Below are 13,426 nucleotides of genomic sequence, written 5' to 3'. Positions count from 1 at the left end.
ATTCAACATCTAATACCCCGCAGTATAGCTGTTTTGTGACGAAAATTAATAACAAAAAAAGCTTGTCGTGACAATTTACTCTAACAAAACTGCATAATTAGCCAGAATGAAAGCCAAATTTCAGAGAACAAAAAGCCGCAAACTAGGTTGCGGCTCCTATGAATAACACTGTGATCATTTATTTTTGATGTTCTGCCATACGAGTTTGGCATTTTTCAGCACGTTCAGCCTGAAGGGTTTGGTATTTCGTCTTTTGCTCTGGCGTTAAGATATTGAGCATTTCATGACGTTTCTCAAGCATTGCCACACGCCCTTCAACTTGAGCCGCTGACATCTGCTGGGCTAAATCACGCACTGCGTTTTCATCAAAGTCGCTAGCAAGCACTAGCTCTTGCATCTTATCGTGATTTGCTCTCATTTCTGTGTACTTTTCAAGGCGCTTACTTTTCATTTCATCACGATTCGCTTCACGCATTGATTTCATTTTTTCTTTTTGCGCATCCGTCAGATCTAATTGACTAAATACTTTACGACCATCTTGCATACCACAACCACCCTTTCCACCATGATGATTGCTGCCGCCGAATGCAAGTGCCGACGCCGAGCCAAGAGCCATAGGAAGTGCAATTGCGATTACTAATGCTTTCTTAAATGAGGTCATGTTGTTTCTCCAAGTATCCGTTGTTGGTGTATGGAGTAATCTTACTCTGTACAAGGTAAAGCGCTGTCTATCGAACGTAAAGCTGCGTAAAGCATGCACATATAAACTTGGCTCTATGGGATAGATTAGAGATACTTATCTATATCGAACTCACCTTATGCGCATATCGCCGTCATTATCACGGCATCTATTTAGGGCTTTAATTATGGCAAAGATTCTTTTAGTTGATGACGACATTGAGCTGACCTCTTTATTAACCGATATATTAGAGATGGAAGGCTTTGATATTGTCGAGGCAAACAATGGTATTGAAGGCTTAGCAAAAATAGATGCCAGTATCGATCTGGTTTTGCTTGATGTCATGATGCCAAAAATGAACGGCACTCAGATGCTACGAAAACTAAGAGAAAGCTTTGCAACACCAGTATTGATGCTGACGGCAAAAGGAGAAGAGATTGACCGAGTACTCGGGTTAGAACTGGGTGCCGATGACTACCTGCCCAAGCCATTCAGTGATCGTGAGCTGCTCGCTCGCATACGGGCTATTTTACGCCGAACTCAACTAACAGAAAATAACCTGCGCACTAACGAGCCGGAATGCCTGTCTTATCAAGACATCGATATTTACCCTGGCCGCCAAGAAGTTTTTTGCCTTGGTGAGTCTATCGAGATGACAGGCACTGAGCTCGCATTATTAAGTTACCTGATTCAGCATCCAGGTAAAATTATTGCAAAAAATGAACTCAGTATGGAAGTGTTAGGTAAACGTCTGGCTCAATTTGATCGCGCTATTGATATGCACGTATCTAATTTACGAAAGAAACTACCAGAGCGCGTAGACGGTAAACCACGCATCAAAACCCTACGCGGCAAAGGCTACTTATTGGTTGAGGAACTATAATGCGATTCCCACGGTTTTCTAGTTTATATGGCAGAATTTTTGCGATTTTTTGGCTAACGCTGCTCGTAGTGGTAGTCACTCTCGTACTGCTTCCTAACCTTGATCCGCGGGCGCAACATACGATTCCAGTACAACATTTAAAACGCCTGCAAGATTCTGCTCAAGATATTTCAGAACGTATCAGTAACGAGCGAGGATCGTTAAAACAAAAACTTAAACGCTATACCGATCGGGATAATCATAAAGGTATCCAGCTGTACTTTACCACGGAAGACGGTGAAATTATTTCCCCTCACGGACGAAATAAAGCGTTACGCAATTTCATTACGGTTGCCGATGATCCACAAAATCCAAGACAGAAACTTTATGGTCGCTGGATGATGGCAGGGCCATTAAAAGTCACCGATCAACAGCAAACTACGTTGATGTATATCGGGCGAATATGGCGTGAAACGCCCCCTTTCTTCATTAAAATACTCGATAAGCCCTTCCAACTATTACTTGTTACTATGTTAGTCAGCACCCCTTTTCTTCTATGGTTAGCTTGGGTTGTTAGTCTACCTGCTCGTCGACTACAACGAGCAGCAGAGCGGGTAGCGACAGGGCATTTTGAAGCCGATCCAAAACTTGAAACCGGCCCTCGTGAATTTAAACAAGCAGGCGCTAGCTTTAACCAAATGGTATTGGCTATCAATCAAATGATTAGCGGCCAACAACGCTTGTTATCCGATATTTCACATGAACTACGCTCTCCCCTCACCCGTTTGCGCATGGCAAATGCACTCGCGAAACGTAAGCAAGGTGATAGTAAAGAGCTGACACGGATTGATACCGAAGCTGAACGATTAGAAAAAATGATTAGCGAGCTGTTGGAATTATCGCGCATGCAAGTCAATAGTCACGAGCAACTAGAAAACTCTGACGCACACAGTCTTTGGTATGAAATGCTAGAAGATGCCAGCTTTGAAGCCGAGCAGAATAATAAGTCATTAACTTATAATGAGCTAAAAGAATGGCCCATTAATGGTAACCCTAATTTACTCATCAGCGCATTAGAAAACGTGATCCGTAATGCTATCAAATATGGTAACGATACAATAACACTGCATTTTTCAGTTAACGAAAAGCAGCTCACTATTGTGATTGATGATAACGGTGAAGGCGTTCCTGATGATGAACTCGACGATATCTTTCGTCCATTTTACCGAGTATCAACCGCAAGAGATCGCAGCAGTGGTGGTACAGGTTTAGGACTTGCGATTACAGAAAGCGCGATTCGCCAACATAGTGGGAAAATTCATGCAAGCAAGAGCCCCCTTGGCGGCCTTAGAATCACGATTCTAATACCGCTAAGTCAATCCTATTAAGTCAGATAAATTGTTATTTCACTCATGCCTTCAGAAGTAATACCATTTGCTTGTTGAAGGTGTGCTTGTCACAATAACCACCACCATTCTGCAATGTGTTTTCTAAACTTATGTTTGATATTGCCCTTTACGAACCTGAAATCGCCCCTAACACGGGCAATATAATCCGTTTATGTGCCAACTGCGGCGCCAATCTTCACCTTATAGAGCCACTAGGGTTTGATTTAGAAGAGAAGAAACTGCGTCGTGCAGGGTTAGATTATCACGATTTAGCTCACGTACACCGCCATAAAGACTTTGCTGCATTTAAAGAAGCAATGGTTGGACGTCGTTTATTTGCCTGTACTACGAAGACAACGAATTACCATACTAATGCACAATTCGCGGAAGGTGATGTACTCATTTTTGGCCCTGAAACTCGAGGATTACCGGCTGACTTTATTGAAAGCTTACCGTTAGAGCAACGCTTACGTATACCGATGCACCCAGATAGCCGCAGCCTGAACTTATCAAATGCTGCTGCTATTATTGGTTACGAAGCATGGCGTCAACTTGGCTTTAAAGGATCAATCTAGCCTCATTATCTCACCAGACAATAAGGTTAAACATCAAAACGAGAAGCAAATAATCGCTTCTCGTTGTTATAACACTACGGCAGATTAGTGTTGGCGTTAGATACCATCACCCGCAATAAAGGTTTGCGTAGTACCGTTAAATTGCTGATCCATGTCCATAGCGGGCATATCGCTACTAGGACGCCCCACGACTTTAGCGGGCACACCAGCAACGGTGGTATGAGGAAGAACATGATTTAATACCACGGAGCAAGAGCCAATTTTTGCCCCTACGCCGACTTCAATATTACCCAGAACTTTCGCCCCCGCTCCTATCATCACACCCTCTCGAATTTTAGGGTGACGATCACCGCCTACTTTACCAGTACCACCTAAGGTAACATCTTGTAAAATCGAGACATCATTTTCAATCACGGCCGTTTCACCAATAACGATACCTGTCGCATGGTCAAACATAATACCTTGCCCAATAACCGCAGCAGGATGGACATCGACTTGGCATGTTACAGAAATTTGATTCTGCAGGTATACCGCTAATGCAAAGCGTTTCTGCTTCCATAGCCAGTTCGCAACGCGATAGCCTTGTAAAGCATGATAACCTTTTAGATATAACAGAGGGATAGAATACATTTCTACCGCAGGATCACGCTCAACGACCGCTTTAATATCACAAGCAGCAGACTCAGTGATCATACAATCGGCCGCAAAGGCTTCTTCAACCACTTCACGTACAGCCATTGCAGGCATCGATGGTGTCGCCAATTTATTAGCCAAAATATAACTCAGCGCGGCGGCTAAGTTGTCATGCTTAATAATCGTCGCATGATAAAAACTGGCTAACATAGGCTCTTGTTCTGACTGCGCTCTCGCTTCTAGCTTGATTGCTTGCCAGACCTCGTTCTGTTGGCATTCCCTCACATCACCCTCGGTTTATCTATGTTAGTAATGGCTATACCCAAGTTACCTCAAGATGCTCGTTTCAGCGAGAATTGGGTATATTGTCTTATAACTTTAACTTGCTCAGAAAAAAAAACAACGTGCGCTTTTCAGCTTACGTTGTTTTTAATAGAACGATTTCGACTATGTTAGTTGCCGCCCTAATGAAAATGCGGCTAACAACACCATAATCGACTATTCATATTTTTTGTCACGAGCTAATAAGTCTTTCGCGGCTTCTCTTGCATCTTTACCCTGATATAACACCTGATAAATTTGCTCTGAAATAGGCATTTCAACACCATAGCGCTGAGCAAGAGCCCAGACTTCTTTGGTATTACGGTAACCTTCGACAACCTGGCCGATATCTATCTGCGCCTGATCAACCGATTTACCCTGCCCTAACGCTAAACCAAAACGACGGTTGCGTGATTGGTTATCTGTACATGTTAGTACTAGATCACCTAAACCTGCCATGCCCATAAATGTTTCTTTTTGAGCACCTAATGCAGCGCCAAGACGACACATTTCAGCAAGGCCACGAGTAATCAATGCCGTTCGAGCATTGGCACCAAACCCGATACCATCAGACATACCGGCCCCAATCGCAATCACGTTTTTCACTGCACCACCCAATTGCATACCAATAAAATCACTATTGCTGTACACACGGAATGTTTTACTACAATGAATTTTCTCTTGAAGGTCTTCAACAAACGCATCATCAGGAGAAGAAACAGCAATGGCTGTAGGCATACCCGCAGCTAGCTCTTTCGCAAATGTTGGACCAGATAAAACAGCTAAAGGCACCTCGGTGCCCACAGCTTCAACGGCCACTTCCTTTAATAAGCGGCCCGTTTCAGGTTCTAAACCTTTCGTAGCCCAACAGATACGTGAGTCTTCACGTAAAAATGGCTTCACATCGCTTAATACCAAACCAAAGACATGACTCGGTACTACCACCAATAAATCACGGCTTGCCTGTACGGCCATTTCTAAATCCGCAGAAAGAATCAGCGACTCAGGAAAAGTAACGCCAGGTAAAAAGGCTTCATTGGCACGGTCAATTTCAAGCTGAGCAATATGTTCTGCATCATGTCCCCAAAGGATGACATTGGCACCATTACGCGCTAACGAAATTGCCAGCGAGGTACCATAAGAGCCGGCACCTAACACTGTCATTGTGATCGCATTATTTACGTTTTGATTCATAGTGACTTATCGCTTATTACGCTTCTTCAGTGCTTTCTGTGTTTGCTTCTGCTTGGTTCTGTAAGTAATTCATGAACAAAGCATCAAAGTTAACAGGAGCAAGGTTAAGCTGTGGGAAAGTACCTTTAACCACTAGGCTTGAAATAGTTTCACGCGCATATGGGAATAGGATATTCGGGCTAAATGCGCCTAGGCAATGTGCAAGCTGTGGTGCTTCCATGCCAGAAACAGTGAAGATACCACCTTGCTGAACTTCACAAAGGAAAGCTGTTTCTTCTGCATTTTTAACAGTAACTGTTAGGCGTAAGATAACTTCGTAAACACCTTCACCCAGCTCACGGCTTTGAGTATCAAGATCCAGCTTCACATCTGGGTTCCATTCTTTCTGGAACATGTCAGGTGAGTTAGGCGCTTCAAAAGAAACGTCTTTTAGGAATACACGCTGGATCTGGAAATTTTGTTGTGCTTCGTTATTTGCTACTTCAGCCATCTTTTTAGTCCTTTTATTCTTTCTATCCCATCACATGAGATAATTCATACATTCGCAATTGTGATGATAATCATCACACGTTACATAAATTCTCGCTGCTCATGAAATGGCGACAATTACTTCTTATTTTTACTGCGTACAAGAGGTAACTTTGCTTCATTCCAAGAAATCAGACCATCTTTCAAGACATTGACGTTTTCAAAACCCGCTTTCTTCAATAAGTTGGCACTATCTTGTGCTGTCTGACCTGTCTTACATACCACAATGATTGGGGTAGTTTTGTACTTTTCAAGCTCAGTAACGTTTTGTTCTTTAATTTGGCTTGGTAAAGTGTGAAGTGCGCCAGAAATATGCCCCTGACGGTATTCGTCACGAGAACGAATATCAAGAAACACACCGTTTTCACGATTCACTAATACTGTCGCTTCATTGGGATTCACTACTGTGTAGCCCGCTGTCTTTTGCTTTACCATCGACGCAATAATTGCGACAACCAAACCAACCCAAACAAGGGCTAAAATAGGATTACCCGTAACAAACTCTATATATTGCTGCATGATTTCCGCTCTATTTACCGAATTGGCACAATGTACTTAATATTAAGGCTAATCACGCCTTAAAAAGGAATCTGAGTATACCCCCGTCAACTGCCTTGTACAGTAACAGTCAACAATTCCGCGCACTGGCTCACTCGTTCTGAAATGAGCGCAGCATGCACAGTATAAGAGGTAAACAAGCTCTCACCAATCAATGAAATAGAAAAAAACTGTGACCAAGGGCTTACACTCAGGGCAATAAATGCATATATTTTGTTAGTAACATAACAATCCATTGACCGCATACTTTGATCTCAACCTACCGTTAATCAGGTAAACTGTAGTAAAATTACAATCAATCTATACCTATTACCTTAAACATCTATCTTCATTTCAGATGCTTAAGGCAATATTTATAAGAATTCATCAATTATGAGGGACAGTTAATGTCTGCTAAAAAGCCACTTGCTTTAGTGATCCTAGATGGTTGGGGTTACCGCGAAGATAATTCAAATAACGCAATCGCTAACGCGAATACCCCCGTTATGGACAACTTGATTGCTAATGAAGCAAACACACTAATTTCTGCATCAGGCCTTGATGTGGGTTTACCTGATGGTCAAATGGGTAACTCTGAAGTTGGCCATACCAACATTGGTGCGGGTCGTGTTGTTTATCAAGATCTGACTCGTATTACTAAATCTATCGCAGACGGTGACTTCTTCGAAAATGAAGCGCTAACAACTGCAATGGATAAAGCGATCAACGCAGGTAAAGCCGTTCACATCATGGGCTTGATGTCTCCTGGTGGCGTTCACAGCCATGAGGATCACATCGCAGCTGCAATTGAAATGGCAGCTAAACGTGGCGCAGAAAAGATTTATCTACACTGCTTCCTTGATGGCCGTGATACTCCGCCACGTAGTGCACAAAACTCTTTAGAGCGTTTCGATGCATTATTTGCACAATTAGGCAAAGGCCGTACAGCATCGTTGATTGGTCGTTACTACGCAATGGATCGTGATAACAACTGGGACCGTGTAGAAGTCGCTTATAATCTACTTTCTGCTGCTAAAGCGGAATTCACGGTTGATTCTGCAGTTGCAGGCCTAACAGATGCCTACTCTCGTGATGAAAACGATGAGTTTGTAAAAGCCACTGAAATCCGTGCTGAAGATCAAGAATCTGCGGCAATGGTTGATGGTGACGCAGTTATTTTCATGAACTACCGTGCTGACCGAGCGCGTGAAATTACGCGTGCATTTGAAGCTGACTTCACTAGTTTTGCCCGTACACAAAAGCCAGCTTTAGCTGAGTTTGTGATGCTTACACGATACGCAGCAAACATTAAGTTACCTGCAGCCTTCCCACCAGCAAGCCTAGAAAATACGCTTGGCGAATGGTTATCAAAGAAAGGGAAAAAGCAGTTACGTATTTCTGAAACCGAAAAATACGCACACGTAACCTTCTTCTTTAATGGTGGCGTTGAAGACGAATTTGACGGCGAAACGCGTTCATTAGTGGCATCTCCAAAAGTTGCTACCTATGACTTACAGCCTGAAATGAGTGCACCAGAACTGACAGAAAAGTTAGTTGCAGCCATTAAAAGCGGTGAATTCGATACTATCATCTGTAACTACCCTAACGGCGATATGGTTGGTCACACTGGTGTTTACGGTGCTGCTGTACAAGCCTGTGAAGCGCTAGACGGTTGTATTGGTCAAGTTGTTGAAGCAATCAAATCTGTAGATGGTCAACTATTAATCACAGCAGACCACGGTAATGCTGAAATGATGATCAACCCAGAAACAGGGGGCGTACATACTGCACACACAAACTTACCTGTTCCTCTTATTTATGTTGGTGATAAATCACTAACGCTAAAAGATGGCGGTAAGCTTTCTGACCTAGCACCAACCATGCTTTCATTGTCAGATATCGAAATCCCTGCAGAGATGACTGGTCAGGTACTGTTTGATCTGAAATAATCCCCCCATGCGGGATATTATCAAACACCTTAACCAAACTATCCACGCCAGTGCACTATGCACTGGCGTTTTATTATGCCTGTCATTTTCAACATCGAGTGTAGCCTCAGGGCAAAACCAACTTGATGGCGTTAAGCAGGAAATTTCACGTCAGCAAAATCAATTAGACAACCGTCAAAAGAAATTCAACGCACTACAGAAAGAACTAAAACAACAAGAGCTTGGCATTTCACAGACAGCCAAAAAAATTCACCAGGCTGATAATAAGCTCTCTACGTTAAAAACCTCTATAGCCCAGCTTGAACGCGAGCAAAAGAAACTTGAACAATTGCAGCTAGGGCAGCAAGAAATGCTGAAAGAACTACTCAATGCGCAATATCGACAAGGTGAAAATAGTCAACTGTCGAATTTATTGAGTGGCGAACAAAGCAATGAACTGGATCGTATGACTGTCTATGCAGAGCGATTAAGTCAAGCGCGCAGCCAAGCACTCAACCAATTAGCTGCAACCGATACAGAATTACAGCTTAAATACCATCAACTAAAACAACAGCGTGAACAACAGCAAATCGTATTGGCGCAGTTAAAAACAGAAAAAAACACGCTTGAATCAAAGCAAACCACACGCAAAAAAACCCTAAAGAGTATTAAAGGGCAGATCAGTTCAAGTAATCAATATCTCAATGAATTACAAAGCAATGAAAAACGTCTTGTTACCGAGATAGCAAAAGCGAAGGCCGCTGCCGAAGCCGCAGCTAAAGCCGCAGCAAACAAAGCACCAATGGATGGTTTGGCTAGACACAAAAGAAAATTACCTTGGCCCGTCAAAGGCTCTGTCTTGCATTCATACGGTACGATTCAGCAAGGCGAACTGCGCTGGAAAGGGATGGTTATCGCACAATCATCAGGCAGTCAGGTGAAGTCAATTTATTCTGGAAAAGTGGTTTTTGCCGATTGGTTGCGTGGTTACGGACTTATGATAGTAATCGATCACGGTAAAGGTGACATGAGCTTCTATGGTTACAATCAAACACTGCTGAAAAAAGTCGGCGACAATGTGCGCACTGATGATCCGATTGCACTTGTTGGTGACAGTGGTGGTCAAGAGCGCTCAGCCTTGTACTTTGAGATCCGCCGTAAAGGGGCGCCGACCAATCCTAAGTTGTGGCTAAAAAAATAATATAAAACGTGCTACTTATCGGGCTAGACTCAGACAGTCAGCCCGACATGATTTCGATATTCACTTCAAGGAAGAAGGCTATCAGACAATCTACTATGCGAAGGAACGTAATCAAAACAGCATCACTGATTCTACTTCTGTTAACATCAATCAGTATTCACGCCGCTCAATTAGCGATTGTTATCGATGATTTAGGCTATCAGGCCATGCCTGAATTACTATCAAAACTTCCCCCAGAAGTCACTATCTCCATTTTACCAAATACACCGTTTGATTTGACTGTCGCGGCACAAGCAAAAAAACAACACCGAGAGACATTGCTTCATATGCCCATGGAGCCGGAACATTTAGCCCCACTCGAAGTTAACACCCTAACCTCGACGATGTCACAACAGACCTTACAGCACACCTTACGCCAAGCACTAACCCGAGTCCCAGATGCGATTGCTATCAATAATCACATGGGGAGCGCCCTCAGCCAAAATATACAAGCGATGGGCTGGATAATGGCAGAACTCAAACAACATAATCTTTATTATCTCGACAGCCGTACTACGGCTAAATCCATTGCACAACAACAAGCCACGAGCCATCACGTATTGTCATTGCGCCGCCATATTTTTCTCGATCATTATCAAACTAAAGAATTTGTCACAAAGCAGTTAACGAGTGCAATAAAACGGGCGAAGAAATACGGCTATGCAATAGCAATTGGGCACCCTCATCCAATTACACTGTCCACTCTGAATGAATTACTGCCAGGCTTAACGAAAGAAGATATTACTTTGGTACCACTGTCGGCTCTGTTTGCGGAGATTTGAAACTGTCATAACGAACAAAATCAATATGGGACACAAGCATGCATCCCATATTCATTACTTTAAGAGTCAGAATAAAGTGTTAGGTTAGGTCGTGTTGTACTTGCTCACTGTAATGTAATTCAAGTTGCTTAACCCTTTCTCTACCTTTCACTGTCGTTAGCGGACGAACAATGCTCAAAACCTGAAGCACGCCTTGGTAAATGACGGTTTTGGTAATTTTAGCACCGGGCACTTGAGTGGTTTGGTAGAAAATCCAACTAGAAGCAACCAATTTCAAGGTATTCGCGAGACTAAGTAACTCACCGTCATCAAGATCAAGCAGCTCACTCGATTTAAAGCTATTCATCAACAATACTATGTTGGTATGCAGCTGTTCTTGTGCTTGCAAATACTTACATTGGAGTGCTTGATCACGGCTTAAAATATCGGGTAAGTTGGCGTAAAAGAATCGATAACGCCACATCAACATAAATACTGCATCAAGATAAACCAGCAGGCTCTCAGCCGTTGCATCAAATTCAGCTTGGGGCTGAAAACGGGTACTTATATCTCGGGCGTACTCATCAAAAATACAATGTATAATCTCTTCCTTATTACGGAAGTGATAATATAGGTTGCCAGGGCTAATGCTCAAATGAGCAGCAATGTGGTTCGTTGTTATATTGGGCTCACCGCTCTCATTAAAGAGTTCAAGGGCGGCCTGAATAATTCTATCGCGGGTCTTCATTCGATCTCACTTCTTTCGCCCATTAGCAATCACATGATATTATCATAAGTCATAACGCATATTTACAACAGTGGCGACATCCCGCTGTTACCAACGCATTCAATATCAGGATGGATCATGATTATTGTAACTGGTGGTGCCGGCATGATCGGCAGTAACATCGTCAAAACCTTAAATGAGCAAGGTCATAACGACATTTTAGTCGTTGATCACTTAAAAGACGGCACTAAATTCGCCAATCTTGTTGATTTAGATATTGCCGATTACATGGATAGAGATGATTTTATCACCCAAATCATGGCAGGTGATGACTTTGGACCTATCGAAGCCATTTTCCACGAAGGCGCTTGTTCAGCGACGACAGAGTGGGATGGCAAATACATGATGCTAAACAACTATGAATATTCGAAAGAATTACTGCATTTTTGTTTAGAACGCCAGATCCCCTTCTTATATGCCTCTTCAGCAGCCACGTATGGCGGTCGTGACCATGATTTCATTGAAGAGAAGCAATATGAAGGCGCACTCAATGTTTACGGTTATTCAAAGCAGCAATTCGACAACTATGTCCGCCGTATTTGGTTAGACGCCGAAGAACGTAGCGAGAAACTGTCCCAGATCACAGGTTTCCGTTACTTCAACGTGTATGGTCCTCGCGAACAACATAAAGGCAGCATGGCCTCTGTCGCATTCCACCTACACACTCAAATTACTGAAGGCAAAAACCCCAAGTTATTTGAAGGTTCAAATATTTTCAAACGAGATTTTGTCTATGTGGGCGACGTTTGTAAAATGAACCTATGGTTCTTAGAAAATAGCGTTTCGGGGATTTTTAACTGCGGAACCGGTAATGCGGAATCATTCCAAGCAGTTGCTGATGCAGTTATCAAACACCACGGAAAAGGCGAAGTAGAAATCGTCTCTTTCCCTGCACATTTAGAAGGGCGCTACCAAAAATATACACAAGCAGATCTCACGAAAGTACGTGCTGCTGGATATGATGCGCCATTTAAGTCAGTTGCCGAAGGTGTCGCTGAGTACATGGCTATATTGAATAAATAGATCGCGAAGAAGCTCAATGAAAGATCACTACGATAAACAAGCTTATAACCCTGAATTCAAATGGGGATTTTTACACCCCAAATATTGGGGTACTTGGCTAGCCGTAATGCTAGCGTCACTACTTTGCCTGCTACCACACACTTTCAGACGTGCTATTGCCACTCTGTTTGCCAATCAATCCATTAAGTTAAAAAATAAATCAAACCGCCGTGCTCGCGTTAACCTAGAGATGTGTTTTCCAGAAAAAACACACGAGGAGCGAGAAGAGATGTTGCGACAAAGCACGATTACAGCGGGCACCTTTCTAATGGGGTTTGCCTCGTTATCTGTTCGTAACAAACAATGGCTAGAAAACAATACGGTGGTTCGTGGCGAAGAACATTTAACATCACTGACAGATCAAAACCAGAGTGTCATTTTATTAGTTCCTCACACTTGGGCTATTGATATTCCCGCTGTACTGCTTGCGTCTCGTGGACTTCCTGTTTCAGCGATGGCCAAGAAACAAAAAAACCAGGTATCTGATTGGTTGATGCACAAACAACGCGTGCAATACGGTGGCCGAATCTATGAACGTGATGGAGGTATCAAACCTTTCATTAAATCTATTCGCGAAGGCTACCTAGGTTATTACCTGCCCGACGAAGATTTAGGCCCAGAACACAGTGTATTTGTTGATTTCTTTGGCACAACTAAAGCCACAATGGCTGGCTTAGGGCGTTTATCAAAACTGAGCCGTGCCAAAATTGTCCCTCTGTTTTCTATGTACAACAGTGAGACCGGAAAATACGAACTCGATTTTTACCCTGCACTACCATTCCCTACAGGGAGTGAAGAAACCGATGCTCGTATGATGAATCAATGCATCGAACAATATGTTACGGAACGTCCAGAACAATATATGTGGATTTTGCGTTTATTAAAAACTCGCCCTGAGGGCGGGACGAATCCATATAAGAGCAATAACTAA

14 protein-coding genes are annotated in these 13,426 nt (G+C 42.9%); 8 read left to right on the top strand and 6 right to left on the bottom strand.

Annotated elements, in window-relative coordinates; all coding sequences use genetic code 11:
* Positions 1-178 precede the first annotated feature (178 nt).
* Positions 179-661 (bottom strand): CpxP family protein, encoded by a 483-nt coding sequence (locus C9J47_RS16865; RefSeq protein ID WP_107254556.1) that lies wholly within the window; start codon positions 659-661, stop codon positions 179-181.
* 205 nt (positions 662-866) lie between these two features.
* Between C9J47_RS16865 and C9J47_RS16860 the strand changes: the two genes are divergently transcribed.
* The 3 genes from C9J47_RS16860 to trmL all read left to right on the top strand — a co-directional run bounded on the left by C9J47_RS16860 (position 867) and on the right by trmL (position 3,504).
* Complete coding sequence (locus tag C9J47_RS16860) at positions 867-1,562, top strand: response regulator (RefSeq protein WP_107254555.1); 696 nt, start codon at positions 867-869, stop codon at positions 1,560-1,562.
* Entirely contained in the window at positions 1,562-2,929 is a 1,368-nt protein-coding gene (gene cpxA, locus C9J47_RS16855) for an envelope stress sensor histidine kinase CpxA (protein WP_107254554.1), read from the top strand. The genes C9J47_RS16860 and cpxA overlap by 1 nt, the downstream gene beginning before the upstream one ends.
* A gap of 110 nt (positions 2,930-3,039) precedes the next feature.
* Entirely contained in the window at positions 3,040-3,504 is a 465-nt protein-coding gene (gene trmL, locus C9J47_RS16850; protein WP_107254553.1) for a tRNA (uridine(34)/cytosine(34)/5-carboxymethylaminomethyluridine(34)-2'-O)-methyltransferase TrmL, read from the top strand.
* Between the two features lie 96 nt (positions 3,505-3,600).
* Here the strand turns inward: trmL and cysE are convergent, their stop codons facing one another.
* The 4 genes from cysE to C9J47_RS16830 all read right to left on the bottom strand — a co-directional run bounded on the left by cysE (position 3,601) and on the right by C9J47_RS16830 (position 6,699).
* A complete protein-coding gene (gene cysE / locus C9J47_RS16845; protein WP_107254552.1) occupies positions 3,601-4,422 on the bottom strand; it encodes a serine O-acetyltransferase in 822 nt (273 codons plus the stop codon).
* Positions 4,423-4,635: 213 nt separating this feature from the next.
* Complete coding sequence (gpsA, locus tag C9J47_RS16840; RefSeq protein WP_107254551.1) at positions 4,636-5,652, bottom strand: NAD(P)H-dependent glycerol-3-phosphate dehydrogenase; 1,017 nt, start codon at positions 5,650-5,652, stop codon at positions 4,636-4,638.
* 16 nt (positions 5,653-5,668) lie between these two features.
* Entirely contained in the window at positions 5,669-6,142 is a 474-nt protein-coding gene (gene secB / locus C9J47_RS16835) for a protein-export chaperone SecB (RefSeq protein WP_006233187.1), read from the bottom strand.
* Between the two features lie 116 nt (positions 6,143-6,258).
* Positions 6,259-6,699 carry a rhodanese-like domain-containing protein gene (locus C9J47_RS16830; RefSeq protein ID WP_107254550.1) on the bottom strand — a complete coding sequence of 147 codons (441 nt, stop codon included), beginning with the start codon at positions 6,697-6,699 and terminating at the stop codon, positions 6,259-6,261.
* Between the two features lie 425 nt (positions 6,700-7,124).
* On the opposite strand from C9J47_RS16830, the gene gpmM reads away from it, so the two are divergent.
* The 3 genes from gpmM to C9J47_RS16815 all read left to right on the top strand — a co-directional run bounded on the left by gpmM (position 7,125) and on the right by C9J47_RS16815 (position 10,667).
* Positions 7,125-8,666, top strand: a complete 1,542-nt coding sequence (gene gpmM, locus C9J47_RS16825; protein WP_107254549.1) for a 2,3-bisphosphoglycerate-independent phosphoglycerate mutase — start codon at positions 7,125-7,127, stop codon at positions 8,664-8,666.
* 7 nt (positions 8,667-8,673) lie between these two features.
* A complete protein-coding gene (locus C9J47_RS16820; protein ID WP_107254548.1) occupies positions 8,674-9,846 on the top strand; it encodes a peptidoglycan DD-metalloendopeptidase family protein in 1,173 nt (390 codons plus the stop codon).
* Between the two features lie 95 nt (positions 9,847-9,941).
* Complete coding sequence (locus C9J47_RS16815) at positions 9,942-10,667, top strand: divergent polysaccharide deacetylase family protein (protein WP_107254547.1); 726 nt, start codon at positions 9,942-9,944, stop codon at positions 10,665-10,667.
* A 79-nt stretch (positions 10,668-10,746) separates the two neighbouring features.
* Here C9J47_RS16815 and C9J47_RS16810 read toward each other — a convergent pair whose 3' ends face one another.
* Positions 10,747-11,394, bottom strand: coding sequence for a TetR/AcrR family transcriptional regulator (locus tag C9J47_RS16810; protein WP_107254546.1), 648 nt, complete (start codon positions 11,392-11,394; stop codon positions 10,747-10,749).
* 117 nt (positions 11,395-11,511) lie between these two features.
* On the opposite strand from C9J47_RS16810, the gene rfaD reads away from it, so the two are divergent.
* Together rfaD and lpxM are read left to right on the top strand one after the other, a co-directional pair.
* Positions 11,512-12,456: an ADP-glyceromanno-heptose 6-epimerase gene (gene rfaD, locus C9J47_RS16805; protein ID WP_107254545.1), complete on the top strand. Its 945-nt coding sequence runs from the start codon at positions 11,512-11,514 to the stop codon at positions 12,454-12,456.
* Between the two features lie 16 nt (positions 12,457-12,472).
* Positions 12,473-13,426, top strand: a complete 954-nt coding sequence (gene lpxM / locus C9J47_RS16800) for a lauroyl-Kdo(2)-lipid IV(A) myristoyltransferase (protein ID WP_107254544.1) — start codon at positions 12,473-12,475, stop codon at positions 13,424-13,426.

This window comes from Photobacterium indicum, assembly GCF_003026215.1.
In the GTDB taxonomy this organism is placed as follows: Bacteria; Pseudomonadota; Gammaproteobacteria; order Enterobacterales; family Vibrionaceae; genus Photobacterium; species Photobacterium indicum.
Note: the sequence above shows the minus strand (reverse complement) of the source record. Positions and strands in the feature narration are given on the sequence as shown.